Genomic DNA, 20,485 nt, shown 5'->3' on the forward strand with positions numbered 1-20,485 from the left:
CGTATTCGTCCGGGCCGGGCCGACGCCCCGGCTCGATGCCGGCCCGCCGCCCGGCTCCCGTCCCCTTGCCTGCCCGGCCGCCGCCCGCCACCGTGGCCGTATGACCCTCGTCGCGCTCCCCCGTGCCGTGCACGGCTCCGCTGTCCGTGCGGTGTTCGCGGGGCGCGTCCCGTCCGCCGCCGGACCGGTGTCCGCACCGGTGTCACCGGATCCGGGTCGCGTCTCCGTCCCGTTCGCGTCCGCAGGTCCACGCTGCCGATCCGCGCCGGAGGGCCCGGGCAGGCATGGCGGAGGGGTTCGGGAGAGCACCGGCGGGCGGCGCTCCGGCGTAGTCCCGGGCGGGTGGGGCGGCGAGAGGCGAGAAGGCCCCGGCAGGCGCAGTGGCGGGGAGTCGTGAGCGCCGCGCCACGGCCGCACGTGCCTCCCGTTCCGGACGTCTTCGACCCGCGACGGTACGCCGACGGGGTGCCCCACGCCGCGTACCGCGTCCTGCGCGATCACCACCCGGTGGCCTGGCAGGAGGAACCCGAGGTGCTGGGCTGGCCGGCCGGTCCCGGGTTCTGGGCGGTGACCCGGCACGCCGACGTGGTCCGGGTGCTCAAGGACTCCTCGACGTACTCCTCGTACCTCGGCACGACCCAGATCCGGGATCCCGACCCCGCGGATCTGCCGTTCATCCGGCGCATGATGCTCAATCAGGACCCGCCGGAACAGGGCCGGTTGAGACGTCTGGTGAGCCGGGCGTTCACCCCGCGCCGCATCGAGCACTTCGCGTCGGTGGTCCGCGAGCGGGCCCGTACGCTGCTCGGGCGGGCGGTGCGGGAGGCCCGGTCGGGCGACGGCATCAGCGACCTCGTCGCCGCGGTCACCGACGACTACGCCCTGCTCAACCTCGCGGATCTGCTCGGCGTGCCCGAGCGCGACCGGGGGCTGCTGCTGCACTGGACGCGGCGGGTGATCGGCTACCAGGACCCCGACGAGGCGGGCCCCGCGGTCCTCGGCCCGACGGGGAAACCGGTCGATCCGCGCTCTCCGGCGATGCTGCGGGACATGTTCGCCTACGCGCGGGAGCTCGCCGATTTCAAGCGGCGTCATCCCGGCGACGATGTGCTGACCACCCTCGCCACCGACGCCGAACTCGCCCCGGAAGAACTGGAGATGTTCTTCTTCCTGCTCACGATCGCGGGCAACGACACCGTGCGCGGCGCGGCCCCCGGGGGCCTGCTGACACTGGCGGAGCATCCGGAGGCGTACGAGGGTCTGCGGTCGGGCCGCCATCGACCCGCCACGGCCGTCGAGGAGTTGCTGCGTGCGCACCCTCCCGTGCTCACCTTCCGCCGGACGGCGGCCGTGGACACGGAACTGGCCGGACGGCGTCTGCGCGCGGGCGACAAGGTGGTCGTCTTCCACGCCTCGGCCAACCACGACGAACGCGTCTTCGCCGACCCCCACCGGCTCGACCTGTCCCGGGCCCCGAACCCCCATGTCTCCTTCGGGGACGGCCCGCACGTCTGCCTGGGCTCCCACTTCGCCCGGCTCCAACTGCGGGTGCTGTACGAGGAGACCGTGCGGGCCATGCCCTCGCTGCACCCCGCGGGGCCGCCCGGACGTCTCGTCTCCAACTTCATCAACGGCATCAAGTCTCTCCCTCTTCAAGTGACTTGACCACCGGTGCGGTGCACGGGACCGCCGGCCCGGGTACTCCCGCGCGCCGCCCGCCTCGGCGTCCGGTCAGTCGGAGCGGAGGTTCTCCAGTGTCGAGCGGGTGTCGGTCTTCACCCACCGCGAGACATCGCCGACCTCGGGCGGAGTGGTCGTCTCGTAGGACGACGTGTAGACGCTCCAGCTCATCTGGTAGGTCATCCAGCCGTCGCGCACCGCGAGGATCACCGCCCGGCTGCCGCTGGTTCCCGAGCCGGAGGTGGTGTCCTCGGTGACGAGATAGGCCTCGTCACCGAAACCGGACACCTTCTCCACCTCGTAGTCGTCGTAGCGCTGGCTGTACTCGGACCACACGGCGGTGAACTCGGCGGAGGGATCGGTTGTCTTGTGGAGATCCACCTGCACCGAGAGATACGCGTCGGAGTAGGAGGAACTGGACGATTTCTTCAGGGAGATGCTGCAGTAGCTCTCGTCGATGGCCTTGTGCTTCAGCGCGTTGTGCGTGGGGGCGCTGTCCTGCTCGGTGTACTCGGTCCGCAGGGCGGTGTAGTCGACCGCGGAGCAGAGATTGGCCTTGGCCCGGTATCCCGCCAGATCCGGGTCGTCGCCGAGCGGGCGGAGAAGGAAGACCCCGCCGGCCCACAGCGCGGAGGCGACCACCGCGCCGACCGCCGCCCACAGCACCGCGCGTCCCGCGGTGCCCTTGCCGCCGGGCGGCGGGGGAAAGCCCGGCGGTTGCCCGTATCCGTACGGCTGGGCCGGAGCGTAGGTGGGAGGAGGGCCGTAGCTGTTCGCCGGGCCCGGGGCCGGGTACGGATTGCCCGGCGCGGGTTCGGGTCTCGGCAGCGCCGACGGCTGGTGGTACGCCTGCGACTGGTTCGCGGGGGCGGGCGGAGCCGTGGAGCCGGGTGGGGGCGACGTCTGCGCCTGGGGCTGCGCCGGGACGTCCTCGGGCCGATCCTGCATCCTGTGCTCCTTCTCCGAAGTCGTCGGGCGTGCGATCAAGGTGGCGGAACCGGCGCTGCGCTCGACGCCGACCGGATGGCGGTGCCGACAGGTGGCGCGGTCGCAGCGGAGCCATGGACCGGTGGGGACAGCGAGCGAAGGGGCGATCGGTCGCCGTGAGCAGACGTCCGGGCCCGACGGTGAAGCCGTGCTGCCACCACACTGGGTGACTCAACACGTCGATTCTAAAGGGCAGTTCGACAGAAGTGACCTTGCAGCATCGACCGTTGCAGAGTCGTTGATCTCACCGGAAACCGCCCGGTCCGGGGATAGTTCCAGCAAAGACGGATACCCCCGCCCACGGCGGCGCCTCACCGATGGATACGCCTGCCCGTAGGAGACCGAGGTGGCTCGCGGGAAGGCCCCGGCCGTCCCGCGGAGTCTCCGGCCGCGAACCGTGCGCCGCGGGACCCCGCGCGAGGTCCGGACCGGAGCGGGTCGCCGCTAGCGTCTCGCCTGGATCAGCGCGTGGGTGCCGCTGGTGCGCCAGCGGTGGTCCTCAGCGGCGTCGAGCGCCGCCTCGACGGAGGAGGTGATGCCGACGACGACATCGGACTTAAGGGTGCGCAATGCCGCCACCGGGCCGGGGAAGGAGGCGGTGGCGACGGCGAAGGGCGTGGTCGCGGGGTAGCGGCGGTCGCCGATGAGGCGGCGGTAGTTCAGATCACCCTTCAGCAGGGTCACATCGGCCGCGGTGAACTCCCGCCGGAGGTCTTCGGGCATGTCCGCGTACGGCAGCGGGGCACAGGCGAAGGGGTGGGTGCGGACGGTGAGACGGCCCTCGGACAGTGCGGCCCAGAGGCGGTTCCCGGCCTCGCCCGCGGCTCCCTTCGCTCCGGTGAGGCGGCGCAGGGCGTCGATCACGTCCGCGGTCGTGGCGTCGGAGACGTAGTACGGGTACGGCTTCACCTGCAGGACGGTCCGCTCGACCCGGCCGTGGCGGAGCAGGTGGTCGATGAGGAGCAGGTCGGGGACGAGTTCCCGGCCCGCGTTGTCCGCGACCAGGCAGAGGGTGCCGCCCGCGAGGAGCGATCGCAGCACCTCTCCGTCGTTCGCCACGAGCTGGGAGTCGGCTGCCGTCCCGCCCTCCCCGCCGGCCAGCCGGAACCCGAGATCGGCGCGGTTGCCCCACAGGGAGCCGTGCAGCAGCGCCTCCTCCTGCTCCTCGGCCGGCCGCCGCGCGAGATCGTCCAGCGCGGCGAGTTCCTCGTCGGCCTCCGGCGTGTCCAGTTCGGCGAGCTTGAACGGGCGGAAGGGGTCGATGCCCTGCCACGGCCCGGGCGTGAAGTAGCCGACGGCTTCGAGCAGTCGGCGGTAGAAGTAGCTCTCGGACCAGAGGAAGGGAACGTCGAACCAGGACCGGCCGTAGTACTCCCGGCCGCCCCAGGCATCCCACTGCCCGCGGTCCGCGGCCGACGCCGCGAGCGGTTCCACGACCCCCTCGGCGCAGTTCCTGAGCAGGGCGTCGAGCGCGTGGCGCTGCTCGGGGCCGTACGGGAAGGCGTCCGCCACCTTGCGGATGAGCGCCGGATGCCTCTCGGCCAGCACGCTCCAGGGGAACGAGCCCCGCACCGCGCTGACGACCACCGGCGCGTCCTCGGGACCGGCGGCGGGGCGGGCGGATGCGGCGGGCTCAGGCATGCCGCTCACCGTACCGGCTGGGCAGAAGGGGCCGTCCGACGCGCGTGCGCGCCGGGCGGCCCCTCCCCCCGTAGAGCCCAGCGGTCGGCCTGGTCGGTCGGCTTCGAGCTGTCGACCGCGCTGTGTGCCGCGCGGCCGTGTCCTGGACACGGGCTCGCGGCTGCCGTGGGCGGTCGCGCTGAACGATAGGCAGGCGGCGGGTGGGAGGGATAGCGGGAAAACCCTCGATCGGGCCGCGAATCGGCTCCCGTCCGCCCCGGTTCGCCAAGATGGTCCCGTTTCACACGGACCGCGGATCTGAACGCACGGCGCTGTGGCCCCGTATTGCACGGTGCCCCGTGCGAGGAGTGCGTCCCGGCCGCGCGCGGTGGCACGCCGCTTCGCCGACGCACCGAGGAGACCTCCGGATGTCCGCCTACCGCACCGCAACCGCGGCCGCTGTCGCCCTGGCGGCGCCGCTGCTCCTCGCGACGTGGGCCGCTGGGCCCGCATCGGCGCACGGCGCGCCGACGTCTCCGGTCAGCCGGGTGGCCGCGTGCTCACCGGAGGGTGGCGGTCTGGTCCGGACGGCGGCCTGCCGGGCGGCGATCGCCGCGAACGGCGCGCCCTTCACCGCGTGGGACAACCTGCGGGTGGGCGGCGTCAACGGCAGGGACCGCTCGGTGATCCCGGACGGGAAGCTGTGCAGCGGCGGTCTGCCCGCCTACAAGGGCCTCGACCTGGCCCGTGCCGACTTTCCGTCGACGCGTCTGACGCCCGGCGCGGCCTTCACCCTCAAGTACAGTTCGACGATCCCGCACACGGGGACCTTCAAGCTCTTTCTGACCAAGCCGGGTTACAGCCCGACGCGTCCTCTGAAGTGGTCCGACCTGCCGGAGAAGCCGTTCGCCTCGGCCACCGACCCGGCGCTGGTCGACGGCGCCTACCGCATCAACGCGAAGCTGCCGTCCGACCGCACCGGCCGCCAGATGCTGTTCACGATCTGGCAGAACTCCAGCACGTCGGACACCTACTACTCGTGCTCGGACGTGGTGTTCTCCGGCGGGAGCGCGGCGTCGAAGCCGGCTCGGAGCACGGCGTCCTCGGGGAGCACCGGAAGCACGTCCGGCGGCAAGAGCGCCAAGGACACCTCCGGGTCGACCAAGCTGGCGACCTCGCCGCCCAGCCGCACGCCGGCCTCCCCCGCCGCCGACTCGCCTTCCCCTGCGGCCAGTTCGGCCGCCGGGGAGACGGACACCGATCATCTGACTCCCGCCGCCGACAGCACATCGGGCGGCGGGCCCGCCCTCCCCCTGGTCGCGGGGGGAGCGGCGACCGCGCTGCTGCTCACCGTCGGCATCGCCGTCACCCTGCGACGCCGGCGGTGAACACGCGCCCGGTGGACGTCAGTTGACGTAGACCACCGGGCTGTCCGGCTGGCTGGTGTCGGTGACGGGGGCGTACTTCGCGGTGAAGTAGCCGCTGCTGAAGCACAGGGACGAGCCGGAGAACTTGGTGAACTGCTGGTTGGCGAAGGTGATGCTGTTGTCGGCGTTGCTCGCCGTGCCGGACAGACTCGGCGCCCGGTAGACGCAGTTCAGGGTGCCCAGCAGGGTGCGCAGCTTGACCGTGGTCTGGATGGTGGACCCGGCGGCCGGGGTGACGGTGACGGATCCGTCGGAGCCCACCGCGGTGCTGTACGGCAGGTTGTCGACCGTGATGCCGGTGACGCCGAGAACGCCGACGACGTTGCTGCTGCACGAGCTGCTGTCGAAGGTGTGCCCGGTGAGCGACTCGGTGGCCGTGCCGGGAGCCGCCGGGTTGTCGGTGGCGGTCGCGGTGAACGTCGACGCGGAACAGGAGACGCCGCTCGTGCCGGTGCTGCTGGAGTAGAGGGTGGCCGTGGTGCCGCTCGCGAGCGAGGCCTTGAGGACGTCTCCGACGGCGACGGGGGTTCCTCCGGCGCTGCCGGTGGTGAGCACGGGGACGTCGTCCGCGGAGGCGGGGACGATCGCGGAGGCCGACAGGGCCGCGACGACGCCGACGAGGGCGAGCAGGGATCGAGTACGCATGGGGGGTGCCTCTTCTCCGATGGGGGTGTGGGTGCCTGACCGCGCCGGGGCGCGGGGGTGCGGGTCGAGAAGGTGGCGCGGGGGTGCGGGGTGGAACGGCCGCGCGGGGCCGACGGGTTCGACGCTCGGCGCGGGTGGTGCGAGGAAGGACCGCTGCCGGTCCATGACGCCTTCTCCGTGCGCCAGGGACCGGCAGCGACAGCCGGGCGACCGGTACGGCCCGGAGGGGAAGGTGACCGTGCCGGTGCCGCGGGGACGGGGAGTGGCCGAGGGTGCGCGCCGCTTCGGCGTACGCGCCCGGGCCGCTCCGGAACACGCCATGACCGCCCCGCGCAGAACGGGGTCCGGGAGGTGACGGGCGCGTCGGCCGACGGATCCGGCGCCACGGATCCGGGGAAACCAGGGAGAGTTGTAGACCTGATGGATGGTCAACGTCAAGGCGCAGCAAGGAAGTTGAAGGTCACGACGCCCCTGTCGCCGGCGCGTGTTCACAGGTGGGGCACAACTGGCACGGTTTTCCCACAGGTCCCTTGACCCTGCATGTAACCCCCGGTAACTTCCTCGACGGCTACTGCTGCGTAACGAGAAAGCCCTTGCAACCGCCGGGAGGCGCGAGGGGGCGTGCGCCGCAGCCGCTGTCCGCGCCAGGACAACGCGCCACTGGAGCCCGACCCGCATCGAATGTGCCCAGGGAGCAGACATGGCCTCGTCCCCGGACGCCACAGCGTCCACCGGTTCCACGCCCGAGACCCCGGAAAGCGGTTCAGCCGCCGACGGGCAGAACAGACGCGGACGGGTCCGTCTGCGCCGCGCCGCCGTGATGGCACTGCCTGCCACCGCGGTCGCCGCCGGATTGATGATCCTCACCGCCCAGGGCGCGCTCGGCGTCCAGTTCGCCATCTCCGGCATGCCGTTCACGGTCACCGCCACCGAACTGAACGGCACCGGCTTCGAGCAGTTCGGCGGCCTCGACAACATGGCGGAGGACAGTCCGAACGCCGGCGACACGGGCGGCCAGGTCCTCATCGTCACCTCGGCGATCAAGAACGCGACCCTCACCAAGCTGTGCCAGAGCGTCGACCTGGGCGGCACGAACCTGCTCATCACGGCGGGCAGCGGGGCGGACAAGGTGCAGGCGAGCCACCTCACCACCGACTCCACGGAACTGTCCGGCGACGCCTCCTTCGACAACATCGAGATCGGCAACGACGCCAGCACCCTCGACAAGGCCGGGGTCCAGGGCCCCAAGGGCGTCTTCAGCCAGCAGGCCGACACCGTGCGCATCGCGAACCTGCGCCAGACCAACTACGCGACCACGGCGGCGGTGTTCAAGCTTCCCGGCCTCAAGCTCCGCTTCAGCGAGCAGGGTTGCTGATGAGCTCCGGCGTCCGTACGGACAGCTCCCGGAGCCTGCGGGCCGGTTTCCGGCAGTGGCGTGCGCACCGCCCCTTCTGGGGCGGGCTGCTGCTCGCCCTGGCGGGAGCGGAGATCCTCCTCACCGAGAAGGCGTCGCTGAAGGTCGTCATGCACATCGGGATGCAGGGCCTGGCGGGCTATCTGCTCCCCACCATGATGCTGCTGTGCGGCCTGCTGATCCTCTTCAACCCGGCCCAGCGCCTGTTCTACTCCCTGCTGGGCATCCTCCTGTCCCTGGGCACCTGGCTCACCTCCAACCTCGGAGGCTTCTTCATCGGTCTGCTCCTCGGAGCCGTCGGCAGCTGCCTCACCTTCGGCTGGCTGCCCGACCAGAAGCCGCGCAGGCGGCTGCTGCGTCGCGGACACGCCTGAGCCGGGCGGCCGGAACGGACCCGCACCCTGGGCAACTTGCCTGTACGCGCAGGGAAATTGACACCGTACGCAGCCGACGCCGAGTGGGTCTCGATGGGACCCCGTGTGCTCGCGTAGCGTGACGCGGCGTATGCCGAATTGGGGTTCGACTGCCGGGAGGCTCCTGATGGGTAATCCAAGTCCCTTAGTGATCGACGCGACCGGACGCGACATCCACGAAGAGGCCGCCCGGATACGCGAGAGCGGACCGCTGGCCCGGGTGGAGCTTCCCGGCGGCGTGGAGGCCTGGGCGGTGAGCGGCCCCGAGCTGCTGAAACGGCTGCTCACCGATCCCCGGGTGTCCAAGGACGCACGGCAGCACTGGCCCCTGCTCGCGAGCGGCGCGATCACCCCGGAGTGGCCGCTGTTCACCTGGGTGGCCGTGCAGAACATGTTCACCGCGTACGGAGGCGAACACAAACGCCTGCGCACGCTCGTCTCCAAGGCGTTCACCGCCCGCCGGACGGCCGCGCTCCAGCCGCGTATCGAGGAGATCACCCGGCGGCTGCTGGACCGCGTGGAGAAGGCGGGGCAGGGCTTCCAGGTCGTCGACCTGCGCGAGGAACTCTGCTACCCGCTGCCGATCCAGGTGATCAGCGATCTGTTCGGGCTGCCCGAGGAGCGGGGCCCCGAGCTGCGGCGCCTGGTCGACCGCATCTTCGACACCTCCGCCGACCCCGGTGAGATGACGGCCGCCTACGAGCGGATGTACGTCGTCCTGGCCGAACTCGTCGCCGCCAAGCGGGAGTCACCCGGCGACGACCTGACCTCGGGGCTCATCGCGGCCCGCGACGAGGAGGACGGCACCCGGCTCAGCGAGCAGGAGCTGCTGGACACACTCGTCCTGATGGTCAGCGCCGGTCACGAGACGACGGTCAACCTCATCGACAACGCCGTGCACGCCCTGCTCACCCGGCCCGAGCAGCTCGAACTCGTCCGGGAGGGCCGCGCGACCTGGGACGACGTGGTCGAGGAGACCCTGCGCGCGGACGCGCCGGTCGCGAACCTGCCGCTGCGGTACGCCGTGGAGGACATCGTCCTCTCCGAGCTCGGCGGCCCCGACGGAACCGTGATCGCCAAGGGCGAGGCGATCCTCGCGGCGTACGCCGCCGCCGGTCGCGATCCGGAACGCCACGGGAAGGACGCCGACCGGTTCGACGTCACCCGCGCCGACAAGGAGCACCTCGCCTTCGGCCACGGTGTGCACCACTGCCTGGGGGCGCCGCTGGGCCGGCTGGAGGCCCGGATCGCGCTCCCGGCACTCTTCGACCGGTTCCCGGGCCTGCGACTCGCGGTTCCGGAGGAGGAGTTGCGGCCGGTGGACTCCTTCATCTCCAACGGCCACCGCTCCCTTCCCGTCCGCATTTCCTAGCAGGCGGGCCGGTTCATTCGCCGCGCCACCAGGCCGACAGCCGCGCCCAGCCGCCCCTCGGGCGGTCGGGCGCGGGGGCCGAAGGCTCAGGGGCGGGTGCCGGGAAGGCCGCAGCCGGCGTCCGGAGCCCGCCCTCGGGCCGTCCGGCCGCCGGGGCGGGCGGGAAGCTCACCGGCAGCGCGGCGAGCGCCCGGTGGAAGGGGCCGGGACGCCACTCCAGCTTCTCGGCGGGAACCGCCAGTTCGATGTCGGGGATCCGGTCGAGCAGCTTCTCGACCCCGACGGCGGCGATCAGCCGCGCCGGGCCCTGCGCCGGGCAGTTGTGCGGGCCCGCGCTCCACGCCAAGTGGGCGCGGTTTCCCGTGCGCTGACCGCTCGTCAGGGACGGATCCGTGTTGGCCGCGGCGAGACTCACCACCAGCGGATCACCCGCGCGCAACGGTGTGCCCTCGTACACGACGTCGTGCCGCGGATAGTGCACGGCGTAGTTGGCGATCGGCGGATCGGTCCACAGCACCTCGTCGAGGGCGTCCTCCACCGGCAGAGTGCCGCCGGACAGGTCGCCCGCGAAGCGGTCGTCGGACAGCAGCAGGCGCAGGCTGTTCGCGATCAGGTTCTGCTCCGGTTCGGTGCCCGCGCCCATCAGCACGACGAGGGTGTGGACCATCTCCTCGTCGGTGAGCGCGGCCGGGTGCTCCATCAGCCAGGACGTCATGTCCGCCCCGGGCCGCCGCCGCTTCAGCGCGACGAGGTCGAGCAGGGTGGTGGTGAGCAGTTCGTTCGCCTTCTCGGCGTCCACCCCGTCGAAGATCCCGGACATCCCCTCGACCAGCCGGACGCCGTGGCCCGCGGGGCAGCCGAAGAGATGGTTGAAGACGAGCAGCGGCAGGACCTGGGCGTATTCGCCGAGCAGATCCGCCGCGCCGCGCGGCGCGAACCGGTCGATGAGGGTGTCGGCGCTGCGCTCGACATAGCCGCGCAGGGTGCTGGGCTCGACGCGGGCGAGGCTGTCGGTGATGGCGCCGCGCAGCCGTCGGTGCTCCTCGCCGTCGGTGAACAGGGCGTTGGGCCGGTACATCATCATCGGGACGACCGGGCTGTCCATCGGCACGGTGCCGTCCGCCAGGTCCCGCCAGCGGCGCGGGTCCTTGGAGAAGGTCTCCGGACTGCGCAGGACGTGCAGGGCGGCGTCGTACCCGATGACGAGGGTGGCCCGGACGCCGGGCGCGAGTTCGACGGGCCCGGTCGGTCCGGCCTCCCGCAGCCGCCGGTAGACCGCGGCGGGATCGGCCGCGAACTCCGGCCCGTACAGGGACTGGTGGGCTGGGCAGCCGGGGGGCGGTACGGCGGTCACGCGTGCTCCAGTTCGCCGGTGCGGTTCAGTAGGTATTCGACGAGGGTGATCAGTGCCTCGGTGGAGGAGACCGGATCGCGCGCGTCGCAGCGTACGAGCGGGGTGGAGGGCAGCAGGTCGAGCGCCTCGCGCACCTCGTCGAGCCCGTGCCCCGGCCCGTCGCCGAAGTCGTTCAGGGCGACGGCGTACGGGAGCCCCAACTCCTCCAGTACGCCCATGACGTCGAAGGACTGGTCCAGGCGCCGGGTGTCGGCGAGGACGAGCGCGCCGAGCGCGCCGCGCGTCATGTCCTGCCAGAGCTCGGTGAAGCGCTGCTGCCCCGGAGTGCCGAACAGATAGAGCACCAGGGTGTCGTTGAGGGTGAGGCGGCCGAAGTCGAGGGCGACCGTGGTGGTGGTCTTGTCCCGCGTTCCGGCCAAGTCGTCGACGAGCGCGCCGGCTTGGCTCATGACCTCCTCGGTGCGCAGGGGCCGTATCTCGGACAGCGCGCCGACGAATGTGGTCTTGCCGACCGCGAAGTGGCCCACCACCAGCAGCTTGACGGCGGTCCGCACGCCCTCGGGCAGATACATGGTCTCAGAGGCGGGAGCGGAGCCCATCGAGCACCTCCTGGAGGATGCGGGTGTCGGACGGCCGGGCGGAGGGGATCGGCGCGCGGGTGACCAGGTGGCCGCTGTCCATCAGATCGGCGATCAGCACCTTGGTGACGCTGACCGGCAGCTCCAGATGGCCGGCCACCTCGGCCACCGACAGCGCCCCGGGCCTGCACAGCTCCATCAGCCGCCGCTTCTCGGGGCTCAGCCCGGTGAGCGGCGGGCCTTCCGCGGCGATCAGGAGCGTGACGAGGTCGAGGGTGTTGCGCGACGGGTACGAGCGGCCGTCGGTGACGACGTACGCCCGCACCAGCCGCTCCCCGGGGCGGCGCCTGGGCGGCGTCATGCCGGACTGCCGGTGTCCTGCCGGGCCGGGCTGGTCAGCTCCTTGCCGAGCCGGTCGACCAGCTTGTGCATGCGGTAGGTGACGGCCTCCATGTCGACCTCCTCGGTCGTGGACACCGCGAGATGGGCGCCCTCGCCCGCGGCGACGAGGAAGACGTATCCGTGCGCGAACTCGATCAGGGTCTGCCGCCACGGTGTGTTCGCGCTGCCGCAGAACTCGGCCGTGCTGCGGCTGATCGACTGCACGCCGGACAGACCCGCGGCCAGCCGTTCGGCGTCGTCCCGGCCGATGTCGGCGGAGTGGGCGCGGAGCATGCCGTCGGCGGACAGCAGGATCGCGTGCCGCGCTTCCGGCACCTTCAGGACCTCGTCGAGCATCCACCCCAGCTCGTTGGTCTTGGGCGCGGTCATCCCTGTGTGTTCCCTTCGTTCTCGTGGGGGGTGTCGTACGACGTCACGGGGACGTCCGTCGGCTTCATGGGGGCGTCCGTCGGCACCCCGGGGGCGTCCGTCGGCGTCGCGGGCGCGTCCGTCGGCGCGAGGGCCTCCGGTTCTCCGGGGATGCCGGGCATCTCGGAAGCGTCGGGCGTTCCGGTGGTGTCCCGCGCCGAGCGGCCGAAGCGCGTGCCGCGCGCGAACGCGCCCATGCGCCGGGCGTTCTCCTCGGCCGACCGTGCGCTGACGTCCTCGGCGGGCACGGCGGCGGGCTGTTCGGCGGGGGCCGCCTGCTGCGGGCCGCGGCGCCGCCGCTTCGGCAGGCCGCCGGCCGTCGTCGTCTCGACGGGCTCGGCCACCCGGAGCGTGGGACGCGCGGGCGCCCCGGGACCCGCGGGCCGCCCGGCCGCCTGTGCGGGCTCGGCCTGTGAGGGCTCGGCCCGCGGAGCCTCGGGGGCCGCGGCCACGTGCGTGAGCAGCGTCGACGGAAGGAACACCACGGCGCGGACACCGCCGTACGGGGACCGCGTGTCCACCGAGACGCTGAACCCGTACCGTGCGGCGAGTACGCCGATGACGGCGAATCCGAACTGCGGCGGATCGTCGAGCCGGGTCACGTCCACCGCGTCGCGGCCGGTCAGCAGCGCGGCGGCCTGCTCGGTCGCCCGGCCGTCCATGCCGACGCCGGCGTCGTCGATGACCACGCACGCGCCGTTGTGCACGGACTGGACGGTGACCTCGACCGTGGTGTTGGGCTGCGAGTGGCGTGCCGCGTTGTCCAGGAGCTCGGCGACGGCGAGGACCACCGGTTCGACCGCGCGGCTCTCGACGGCGATGTCGACCTGTCCGTTCACGCGGACCCGGCGGTAGTCGCGGACCCGGGAGGTCGCGCCGCGCACCACCTCGATCAGCGCGGAGGTGCTGCGCTGCCGTCCGGGCCAGGAGCCGCACAGGACGGCGATCGCCTGGGCGCGGCGGCCGAACTGGGCGTTGGTGTGGTCGATCTCGAGCAGGTCGCGCAGCACGTCGGGGTGGTCATGCCGGTCCTGCATCTCCGCGATGGACACCTGCTGCTCGTTGGCGAGGGCCTGGATCGAGCGCATCGACGCCTTGAGCGCGGACTTCGCCGACTGGTCGGCCCGCGCCTGCGCGTGGTCCACCGCCTCCGCGAAGCGTTCGAGGACGCTGTCGAGATGCTTCGCGAAGTCCGTGTCCGCCAGCCGGGCGTCGAGCAGGCCCCCGGCGGGGGCACCGGTGGGGGCCTGCTGGTGCGGCGCGGCCTCCAGCGCGGGGAGGCGGACCGCGACCATGCGGCGCAGCTCCTCGTCACGGGCCCGCAGGTCGTCCGCGAGCGCGGCGGTCCGTCGGCGCTGCCGCCTGGTGATCCCGCGCTGGCGCAGCAGCAGCACGGTGACGGCGAGCAGGCCGGCGGCCAGGCACCAGGACGCGGCCTCCGGTATCCGTTCGGTCATGGTCCTCAAGTCCTCATATGCAGAGACGCGTTGCTGGGGCGGAAGCGGGAAAAGTGAGGGGTGGGGCGCGAGTGGGCGCGGCGCACGACGCTAGCCGCGCGGCGGCACCGGCGCTTGCCCCGGCGCGCAAGGAAGTTGCCGTCATGCGCACCGGCTGTGTGCACTAGGCTGACACCGTGTAACTGCCCTCAGTCGCACAGGAGTTGATGGTGTCGTTGCCCGCGGGAAGCTACCTGGTGGAGACCCGGTCGACGGGTGCGGTGGAGCCCCGGGAGCGGGCCGACTTCTGGAGCGAGCACATCGGGTCGTACCAGTCCCGGATGGGCTACCGCTTCGGCCGCCCCGACAACTTCCGCGGCGAGACGGTCCGTCAGCGCACCGAGACCTATCAGCTGGTCAGGTTCCGGTCGGACGAGATCGAGTACAGCAGGACCGCCCGGCAGGTCCGCGAGGACCCCGACGGGGACTACCGATTACTGCTTCCGCTGACCGGGGAGATCGTCCTGCGCCAGGACGACCAGGAGGCACGGCTGACCCCGGGGACGGGCACGCTCGTCTCCTTCGGATCACCCTTCGAGTGCCTCCAGGACGCCTCCACCCAGGCGTTCGTCCTCACGATCCCGGCCCGGGAGGTGGACGGCCCGCTGAACCGCAAGTCGCCGCTGGCCACCGGCCTCGACCTGACCAGGGGTCTCGGCCGCGTCGTCGGGTCGATGCTCGACGGTCTGTACGCCGAGCGCGACGATCTCTCCGACTCCCAGTTCGACGCCGTGTCCGACCGCGTGGTCGAGCTGCTGTGCATGCTCGCCACCGGCGACGACCGCCCCGACGGAGCCCGCCATCTGACCGGCGTGGAGACGGTGGTCCGCCGCCACGTCCGCGAGCACGCCGCCGACCCCGGCCTCACCGGTACCTCCATGGCCCGCGCCCTCGGCTGGTCGCTGCGCCAGGTCCAGCTGGCGCTCCAGCACGCGGGCACCACCCCGCGCGACCTGATCCGCGAGGAGCGCCTGCGCCTGGTCCGCGAACGCCTCCGGTGCGGCGACTGCGAACACCTGACGATCACCGATCTGGCCTACGCCTCGGGGTTCTCCTCGGCGAGCGCCCTGAGCACCGCGTTCCGGCAGCGCTTCGGGGTGAGCCCCCGGGAGATGCGCAACGGCACCCGTTGAGTCCCGGTCTCCGGTCCCGGCCCTCCCCCATCCACGCGTCGGCACCCCGTCGGGACCTCACCGGGGACCTCGTCGGGACCCGCGCGGACGATCACGGCCTGGGACAATCGGCGCAGGGCAGGAACTCGATCGGAGACGGGCTGCGGCTTCGGGAGTGGAGATGGATCTGCGGCAGATGGAGGTCGTGGTCGCGGTGGCCGAGGAGGGCGGTTTCACCGCGGCGGCCCAGCGGCTGCACGTGGTGCAGTCCGCCGTGTCGAGCACGGTCCTCGCACTGGAAAGGGAGCTGGGCACCCCCCTGTTCGACCGCACCACGCACCGGGTGTTCCTGACCCCGGCGGGCGAGGTCTTCGTCCCGGCGGCGCGCGCCGCGCTGCGGGCGGCGGAACGGGCACGGGCGAGCGTCGACCTGGTCCGGGGACAGCTGCGGGGCACGATCACGATCGGTACGACGCAGGGTGTCTGGGCCGGCCTTCACCGGCCGCTGGCCGCTCTGCGCGCCGAGCACCCGGATGTGATGGTGCGGTTGCGGCAGGCGGCCGTGACCGACATCCGTCAGGCGCTGCGCGAAGGCACCGTCGACCTGGCCGTGGTCGCGCTCGACCATCGGCCGCAGCGCGGTCTGGTGACCCGGCTGCTGTCCCACGAGGAGATGGTGCTGGTGTCCGCTCCTGGCCGGACGCTCACCGGAACCGGCCCGGACGGCACGATCACGCTCGCCGGGACCGCCCGGCTGCCGCTGGTGGACTTCACCCCGGGCCGGGCGATCCGCCTCTGCGTGGACCGGGCGTTCGATGCCGCCGGCGTGGAACGGGAGACGGCCTTCGAGGTCGACGACATCGTCGCCGCGGCCGAGCTCGTCCGCGGCGACCTGGGCGTCTGCGTCCTGCCCGCCTCGATCGCCGCACAGTTCCCCGACCTCGGCACCCACACCTTCGCCCGGCACGCACCCCACTGGAAGATCATGCTGGTCCACCCCGGTGGCGACACCTCGCCGGCGGTGGCCGCCCTGCTGCGGCACATGCCCTGAGGGCCGCCGCGCCAGGCGTTCCCGAGGGCCGATCGGCCGGTGGTCGGTCCGGTGGCGGTGGATGACTGCGGGGTGCCGGTCAGGCGGATCGGACGGGATGCCGGGCGGGCTGCGGGGTAAGACGGTGCAGGCCCTTGCGGTCGTAGTAGCGCGTCATCGCGAAGCCGAAGACAAGGGCGAGCACGGCACCGATGCCGATCATGAGCCAGGCGCGGCCCAGGCCGGCGTCGGCCCGCGCGTCGAAGAAGAGGATGGCGCGCACGCCGTCGCTGAGCTGGCGCATGGGCTCGAAGACGGACAGGAAGCGGTAGAACCCGGGGACCGCCTGGAGCGGGACGGTGGCGCCCGACGACGGCAGGCCCAGCACGATGAACACGAACATGGACACGAGCTGTCCGATCCCGCCGAACGCCGCGTTGATCGCCTGGACGCCCAGTCCGACGGCGAGGCTCGCGCAGTAGGAATAGATCCACAGCAGCGGCAGATGGGTGGCGTCCATACCGAGGATCGCGACGGTGGCCAGCATGACCAGGGAGACCGTGAGCACGGTGATCCCTGCGGTCATGGCCATCTTCAGGAGCAGGGTCTGGGTGCGGTTGATCGGCACGGTGGGACGACGGGTGTGCCAGGGACCGATCTCGCTGTCGGCATAGCCGAGGGCCGTGTCGACTCCGGTGCTGATGAGGTTGGCGCCGAGGAACCCGGCCAGCACCAGAAGCAGGGTGTAGTAGAACGCGCTCAGTCCGAGACCGCTGTGCCGGCCGATGGGGTGCCCGACCCGGGTGACGACCTGGACGGGGTCGGCGAGGAGCAGCCGGGTGGTGGAGTCCGCCTTCGCTGTCGCGGAGGACGCCGTCAGTTCCTTGCCGATGGTCGTGGAGGCCCGCTGGGCCGCCGCCGTGGTGATCCGGCTGGCGAGGGACGAACCGAGGCTGCCCATACCGGGGTTGGTCAGCACTGTCATGGTGGGCCGGGCCGTGGCGTTCGCGGTGGTCAGCGCGGCGAGGGAGTCGGTGAAGTCCCGGGAGACGACCAGGGCGCCGTAGATCTTGCCCGAGGAGAGCTCGTCCTGGGCCTGCGCGGGAGTGAGCCTGCGCCAGTCGGCCGTGCCGGAGGTGTCGTCGGCGACGACGGCCGCGGTGACCTGGCTGCCCACGTTCTGGCGCTGGCCCGGAAGCGGCTTGCCCGTGTCCGCGTTGACCAGGCCGATCGGCAGGTCGTGCAGATGCTGGTTCGGGTTGACGATGCCGCCCATGTAGAGCAGCGACAGCAGCAGCGCGAGCAGCCCTGTCAGCACGGTGGGCACCAGCCACAGCTTCGGCCGGCGCAGGAGCGCGGCGGCACGCGCCTGGGCGGGGGCGCCGGCGTGGTCACCCCGGTCGCCGTCCGTGTCACCACGGCCGGCGTTGCCCGGATCGGCACCGCTGCCGACGCCCGTGGCGTCCTCGTCGCCGTCGTCCGGGGGGTGATTGCTGTCGGCGTCCATGGTTCTCCGTAGTTCCGGGCGGCACGGGAGCGGCGTGGGCGCGCGGCCCCCGGCCGGGGAGTCCGGGGCCGCACGTCAGCTCAGGATCGATGGTGCGCGGGTGTCACGGACGGCGACGCGCCGGACCGCCCACAGCGGCGCACGGCCACGCGGACGGCACCCTGGTGAAGCCGCCGGTCGGTGAGGACTCCGTCCACGACCCGCTGGGAGCTCCCGCGTCGCGGGAGCTCGGCCACCCCTAGGACTGCGGGCACCCGACGTGCCCGCACGAGCCCGCCGCGGCGATGGACATGATGTCTCTGCATGGCGGTGCTGCCCGGTGCGTGAGTGCTGCCCGGCGTGTGGGTGCTGCCCGGTGTGCGGGTCCTGGTCCTCCCGGACCCCGGCCCGCACCCAGGCACAGGCGTCCGGCTCGACGCCCCCGGCTCAGCCCTCGTCGGGCGTCAGCCGCAGCGAGATGCTGTTGATGCAGTACCGCTGGTCCGTCGGGGTCGCATACCCCTCACCCTCGAACACGTGACCGAGGTGCGATCCGCAGCGGGTGCAGCGCACCTCCGTCCGCACCATGCCGTGCGAGCGGTCCTGGATCAGCTCGACGGCGTCGGTGTCCTTCGGGTCGTAGAAGGACGGCCAGCCGCAGTGCGACTCGAACTTCTCCGTGGAGGTGAAGAGTTCGGCGCCGCAGGCGCGACAGGAGTAGACGCCCGTCGTCTTGGTGTCGGTGTACTCCCCGGTGAAGGCGGGCTCGGTGCCCGCCTTGCGCAGCACCGTGTACTCGGCCGGGGTCAGCTCCGCGCGCCACTGCTCGTCCGGCTTTTCGATGTCGTACGACATGAAGCTCAACCCCTCACGTTCAAGAAGGCTCACAGGGAGCCACGGCTACTCGGACAGCCGGGCGAGGATCTCCGGTCCGAGATCCGTCACGTCGCCCGCGCCCATGGTGAGAACGAGATCACCGGGCTTCGTCATTCCCGCGACGACGGACGGCACCTCGGCCTTGTCGTGGACCGGCGTCACCTCCGCGCCCGCCGCCCGTGCGGCCTTCAGGATCAGCTCGCTGGTGACGCCCGGGATCGGGTCCTCACGGGCCGGGTAGATGTCCAGGACGACCGAGGCGTCCGCCAGGGACAGCGCCTCGCCCATCTCCTTGCCCAGTTCCTGGGTGCGGGAGAACAGGTGCGGCTGGAAGACCACGAGGATGCGGCCCGAGGCCCCGGCCCGCATGGCCTCCAGGTCGGCCGTCATCTCGGTCGGGTGGTGCGCGTAGGAGTCGATGACCTGGACGCCGGCCGCCTCGCCCTTGAGCTGGAGGCGGCGCTTCACACCGGTGTAGGAGGCGAGCGCGGGGGCCAGCTCGGCGGCCGGGATGCCCAGGGCCACACCCGCCGCCAGCGCCGCCACCGCGTTGTGCGCGTAGTGGCGGCCGGGGACGGAGACGGCGAAGGTCAGCTCGGCGCCGTCCAGCAGGACCGTCACCTCGCTCTTCAGGCCGTGCGGGACCACGGAGAGCACCCGGACGTCCGCGTCGGCGGCGTCGCCGTACGTCACCACGCGCACGTCACGGCCCGTGACCCGGCGGGTCAGCTCGCGCGCGCCCTCGTGGTCCGCCGAGATCACCAGCGTGCCGCCCTCGGTGACGCGGTCCACGAACGTCTCGAAGGACTCGTAGATCTCTTCCATGGACGCGTAGTTGGCGTGGTGGTCGAGCTCGACGTTGAGGATGATCGCGACCTCGGGCGCGTACTTGTGGAAGCTGCGGTCCGACTCGTCGGCCTCGGCGACGAAGATCTCGCCCTGGCCGTGCAGGGCGTTCGAACCGGGGGCGTCGAGGTCGCCGCCGATGGCGTACGACGGGGAGAGGCCGAGCGACGACAGGGACACGGCCAGCATCGACGTGGTGGTCGTCTTGCCGTGGGTGCCGGCGACGGCGATCGGGCGCAGGCCGTCCATCAGGCGAGCGAGGGCGTCCGAGCGGTGGACCACCGGGATGCCGAGCTCGGCCGCGCGGGCGAGCTCCGGGTTGTCCGCGCGGATCGCGGAGGAGACCACGACGCAGGTGGCGTCGGGGGCGAGGTGATCGGCCGCGTGCCCGATGTGCACCGTGGCGCCCAGCGCGCGCAGGGCCTCGGCGGTGGCGGACTCCTTCGCGTCGCTGCCCGCCACCTCCGCTCCGCGCTGCGCGAGGATCTTCGCGATGCCCGACATCCCGGCGCCGCCGATGCCGATGAAGTGCGGTCGGTCCATCGCGGTAGGAAGGCCGGGTGCCATGCGTGTATCTCCCCAAGATCCGGTACGAAGGTGGGCGCGCTCTCCCGAAGGGAACGCGCACCCAGCCTATTGGGTGCGGCGGACAGCACCTCACAAGGGACACCGGCGAACGCGTGCCGCCCCCGGGGACGGGCGCGAAGCCGGGAGCTGTACCCCGGTGGGAAGCGGACCCGTCACTTACGCACCCCCGGGGCGGGCGAGCCGCCTCAAGTCCCGCCGTCTCAGGTCTTGCTGTGCGAGAACAGTTTCAGCACCGGCACGCCGACCTTGTGGCGGGCCCGGGAGGCCCAGTCACGGTGGAAGAACTCCTCCACGTAGTGGGGGTCGGTCAGCACGATGACCTCATCGGCCTCGACCTCGTCGACCAGGCCCTTCAGCGCGTCGAGCGGGTGATCCTCGATGAGCCGCCCCTCGGCCGCGCTGCCGGACGCGCGCAGGGCCACCAGCGACACCTCCAGCGCCCGCTCGCCCTGGCTGGCGGCCTCCTCGCCCTCCGGCGTCTCGCCCTCACGGGTCGCCTCGTCGATCTCGCCGAGCGCCACGTCGTCGATGGCCCGCAGCAGCCGGTCCGCCTGGTCGCCCCGGGGCTGGAGCAGCACGTGGAAGGCGACCGCCTCGTCACCGTGCAAGGTGGTGACGAACTCCACGTCGGCGGACGTCAGGGCCTTCTCGATCATCAATACGCTTGTGAACACGACAGGCGCCCTTCTCGTCCGTGGGCCGTCCCGGCCCCCTGCGGAAACCATCCTGCCCCGTGACAGCACGGGTACTG

The 20,485-nt window shown here is 72.1% G+C and carries 19 protein-coding genes; 7 read left to right on the forward strand and 12 right to left on the reverse strand.

The genetic code is table 11. The features are described from left to right. Positions 1-393 precede the first annotated feature (393 nt). Positions 394-1,665: a cytochrome P450 gene (locus tag ACFWBT_RS03740; protein ID WP_385695431.1), complete on the forward strand. Its 1,272-nt coding sequence runs from the start codon at positions 394-396 to the stop codon at positions 1,663-1,665. Between the two features lie 66 nt (positions 1,666-1,731). Here the strand turns inward: ACFWBT_RS03740 and ACFWBT_RS03745 are convergent, their stop codons facing one another. Then, on the reverse strand, positions 1,732-2,628 hold the full coding sequence (locus tag ACFWBT_RS03745; protein WP_385695433.1) for a hypothetical protein: 897 nt from the start codon (positions 2,626-2,628) through the stop codon (positions 1,732-1,734). A 483-nt stretch (positions 2,629-3,111) separates the two neighbouring features. Beyond that, positions 3,112-4,308, reverse strand: a complete 1,197-nt coding sequence (locus tag ACFWBT_RS03750) for a damage-control phosphatase ARMT1 family protein (protein WP_385695436.1) — start codon at positions 4,306-4,308, stop codon at positions 3,112-3,114. 407 nt (positions 4,309-4,715) lie between these two features. Between ACFWBT_RS03750 and ACFWBT_RS03755 the strand changes: the two genes are divergently transcribed. Beyond that, complete coding sequence (locus ACFWBT_RS03755; RefSeq protein WP_385695439.1) at positions 4,716-5,675, forward strand: lytic polysaccharide monooxygenase; 960 nt, start codon at positions 4,716-4,718, stop codon at positions 5,673-5,675. Between the two features lie 18 nt (positions 5,676-5,693). Here ACFWBT_RS03755 and ACFWBT_RS03760 read toward each other — a convergent pair whose 3' ends face one another. Next, positions 5,694-6,359 (reverse strand): Tat pathway signal sequence domain protein, encoded by a 666-nt coding sequence (locus ACFWBT_RS03760; protein ID WP_385695441.1) that lies wholly within the window; start codon positions 6,357-6,359, stop codon positions 5,694-5,696. Positions 6,360-7,059: 700 nt separating this feature from the next. Here ACFWBT_RS03760 and ACFWBT_RS03765 point away from each other — a divergent pair. The 3 genes from ACFWBT_RS03765 (at position 7,060) to ACFWBT_RS03775 (ending at position 9,558) form a co-directional block, all read left to right on the forward strand. Beyond that, complete coding sequence (locus tag ACFWBT_RS03765) at positions 7,060-7,734, forward strand: DUF6230 family protein (protein WP_266763579.1); 675 nt, start codon at positions 7,060-7,062, stop codon at positions 7,732-7,734. Continuing rightward, a complete protein-coding gene (locus ACFWBT_RS03770; protein WP_385695444.1) occupies positions 7,734-8,147 on the forward strand; it encodes a DUF6114 domain-containing protein in 414 nt (137 codons plus the stop codon). The genes ACFWBT_RS03765 and ACFWBT_RS03770 overlap by 1 nt, the downstream gene beginning before the upstream one ends. A 166-nt stretch (positions 8,148-8,313) precedes the next feature. Beyond that, positions 8,314-9,558, forward strand: coding sequence for a cytochrome P450 (locus ACFWBT_RS03775; protein ID WP_385695446.1), 1,245 nt, complete (start codon positions 8,314-8,316; stop codon positions 9,556-9,558). Positions 9,559-9,571: 13 nt separating this feature from the next. Here ACFWBT_RS03775 and ACFWBT_RS03780 read toward each other — a convergent pair whose 3' ends face one another. From ACFWBT_RS03780 to ACFWBT_RS03800, 5 genes are read right to left on the reverse strand one after another with little or no spacing between them, the layout of a single operon-like run. Then, on the reverse strand, positions 9,572-10,912 hold the full coding sequence (locus ACFWBT_RS03780; protein ID WP_385695449.1) for a cytochrome P450: 1,341 nt from the start codon (positions 10,910-10,912) through the stop codon (positions 9,572-9,574). Then, on the reverse strand, positions 10,909-11,511 hold the full coding sequence (locus ACFWBT_RS03785; RefSeq protein ID WP_351554267.1) for an ATP/GTP-binding protein: 603 nt from the start codon (positions 11,509-11,511) through the stop codon (positions 10,909-10,911). Before ACFWBT_RS03785 ends, ACFWBT_RS03780 begins: the two co-directional genes overlap by 4 nt. After that, positions 11,489-11,851, reverse strand: coding sequence for a DUF742 domain-containing protein (locus ACFWBT_RS03790; protein WP_385695453.1), 363 nt, complete (start codon positions 11,849-11,851; stop codon positions 11,489-11,491). Before ACFWBT_RS03790 ends, ACFWBT_RS03785 begins: the two co-directional genes overlap by 23 nt. Further along, on the reverse strand, positions 11,848-12,261 hold the full coding sequence (locus ACFWBT_RS03795) for a roadblock/LC7 domain-containing protein (protein ID WP_266763573.1): 414 nt from the start codon (positions 12,259-12,261) through the stop codon (positions 11,848-11,850). Before ACFWBT_RS03795 ends, ACFWBT_RS03790 begins: the two co-directional genes overlap by 4 nt. Continuing rightward, positions 12,258-13,757 carry an ATP-binding protein gene (locus ACFWBT_RS03800; RefSeq protein ID WP_385695456.1) on the reverse strand — a complete coding sequence of 500 codons (1,500 nt, stop codon included), beginning with the start codon at positions 13,755-13,757 and terminating at the stop codon, positions 12,258-12,260. The genes ACFWBT_RS03795 and ACFWBT_RS03800 overlap by 4 nt, the downstream gene beginning before the upstream one ends. 206 nt (positions 13,758-13,963) lie before the next feature. On the opposite strand from ACFWBT_RS03800, the gene ACFWBT_RS03805 reads away from it, so the two are divergent. Both ACFWBT_RS03805 and ACFWBT_RS03810 read left to right on the forward strand, forming a co-directional pair. Then, complete coding sequence (locus ACFWBT_RS03805; RefSeq protein ID WP_385695459.1) at positions 13,964-14,929, forward strand: helix-turn-helix domain-containing protein; 966 nt, start codon at positions 13,964-13,966, stop codon at positions 14,927-14,929. A gap of 160 nt (positions 14,930-15,089) precedes the next feature. After that, positions 15,090-15,959 (forward strand): LysR family transcriptional regulator, encoded by an 870-nt coding sequence (locus tag ACFWBT_RS03810; protein ID WP_385695462.1) that lies wholly within the window; start codon positions 15,090-15,092, stop codon positions 15,957-15,959. 79 nt (positions 15,960-16,038) lie between these two features. On the opposite strand, the gene ACFWBT_RS03815 is transcribed toward ACFWBT_RS03810, so the two are convergent. The 4 genes from ACFWBT_RS03815 to ACFWBT_RS03830 form a co-directional block, all read right to left on the reverse strand. Beyond that, entirely contained in the window at positions 16,039-17,445 is a 1,407-nt protein-coding gene (locus ACFWBT_RS03815) for a YhgE/Pip domain-containing protein (protein WP_385695465.1), read from the reverse strand. A gap of 426 nt (positions 17,446-17,871) precedes the next feature. Continuing rightward, complete coding sequence (gene msrB / locus ACFWBT_RS03820; RefSeq protein ID WP_385695468.1) at positions 17,872-18,279, reverse strand: peptide-methionine (R)-S-oxide reductase MsrB; 408 nt, start codon at positions 18,277-18,279, stop codon at positions 17,872-17,874. Positions 18,280-18,324: 45 nt separating this feature from the next. Then, positions 18,325-19,713 (reverse strand): UDP-N-acetylmuramate--L-alanine ligase, encoded by a 1,389-nt coding sequence (gene murC, locus ACFWBT_RS03825; RefSeq protein WP_385695471.1) that lies wholly within the window; start codon positions 19,711-19,713, stop codon positions 18,325-18,327. 221 nt (positions 19,714-19,934) lie between these two features. Next, complete coding sequence (locus tag ACFWBT_RS03830) at positions 19,935-20,408, reverse strand: indole-3-glycerol phosphate synthase (RefSeq protein WP_385695473.1); 474 nt, start codon at positions 20,406-20,408, stop codon at positions 19,935-19,937. Positions 20,409-20,485: the final 77 nt, after the last annotated feature.

This window comes from Streptomyces sp. NPDC060027, assembly GCF_042737005.1.
Classification (GTDB): domain Bacteria; phylum Actinomycetota; class Actinomycetes; order Streptomycetales; family Streptomycetaceae; genus Streptomyces.

Bases quoted from the DNA above. Each gene is read 5' to 3' on its own strand.
- ACFWBT_RS03770 (WP_385695444.1), top strand. From the start codon at position 7,734: ATGAGCTCCGGCGTCCGTACGGACAGCTCCCGGAGCCTGCGGGCCGGT.
- ACFWBT_RS03805 (WP_385695459.1), top strand. From the start codon at position 13,964: ATGGTGTCGTTGCCCGCGGGAAGCTACCTGGTGGAGACCCGGTCGACG.
- msrB (WP_385695468.1), bottom strand. From the start codon at position 18,279: ATGTCGTACGACATCGAAAAGCCGGACGAGCAGTGGCGCGCGGAGCTG.
- ACFWBT_RS03775 (WP_385695446.1), top strand. From the start codon at position 8,314: ATGGGTAATCCAAGTCCCTTAGTGATCGACGCGACCGGACGCGACATC.
- murC (WP_385695471.1), bottom strand. From the start codon at position 19,713: ATGGCACCCGGCCTTCCTACCGCGATGGACCGACCGCACTTCATCGGC.
- ACFWBT_RS03755 (WP_385695439.1), top strand. From the start codon at position 4,716: ATGTCCGCCTACCGCACCGCAACCGCGGCCGCTGTCGCCCTGGCGGCG.
- ACFWBT_RS03800 (WP_385695456.1), bottom strand. From the start codon at position 13,757: ATGACCGAACGGATACCGGAGGCCGCGTCCTGGTGCCTGGCCGCCGGC.
- ACFWBT_RS03795 (WP_266763573.1), bottom strand. From the start codon at position 12,261: ATGACCGCGCCCAAGACCAACGAGCTGGGGTGGATGCTCGACGAGGTC.
- ACFWBT_RS03810 (WP_385695462.1), top strand. From the start codon at position 15,090: ATGGATCTGCGGCAGATGGAGGTCGTGGTCGCGGTGGCCGAGGAGGGC.
- ACFWBT_RS03760 (WP_385695441.1), bottom strand. From the start codon at position 6,359: ATGCGTACTCGATCCCTGCTCGCCCTCGTCGGCGTCGTCGCGGCCCTG.
- ACFWBT_RS03815 (WP_385695465.1), bottom strand. From the start codon at position 17,445: ATGGACGCCGACAGCAATCACCCCCCGGACGACGGCGACGAGGACGCC.
- ACFWBT_RS03745 (WP_385695433.1), bottom strand. From the start codon at position 2,628: ATGCAGGATCGGCCCGAGGACGTCCCGGCGCAGCCCCAGGCGCAGACG.
- ACFWBT_RS03785 (WP_351554267.1), bottom strand. From the start codon at position 11,511: ATGGGCTCCGCTCCCGCCTCTGAGACCATGTATCTGCCCGAGGGCGTG.
- ACFWBT_RS03765 (WP_266763579.1), top strand. From the start codon at position 7,060: ATGGCCTCGTCCCCGGACGCCACAGCGTCCACCGGTTCCACGCCCGAG.
- ACFWBT_RS03750 (WP_385695436.1), bottom strand. From the start codon at position 4,308: ATGCCTGAGCCCGCCGCATCCGCCCGCCCCGCCGCCGGTCCCGAGGAC.
- ACFWBT_RS03790 (WP_385695453.1), bottom strand. From the start codon at position 11,851: ATGACGCCGCCCAGGCGCCGCCCCGGGGAGCGGCTGGTGCGGGCGTAC.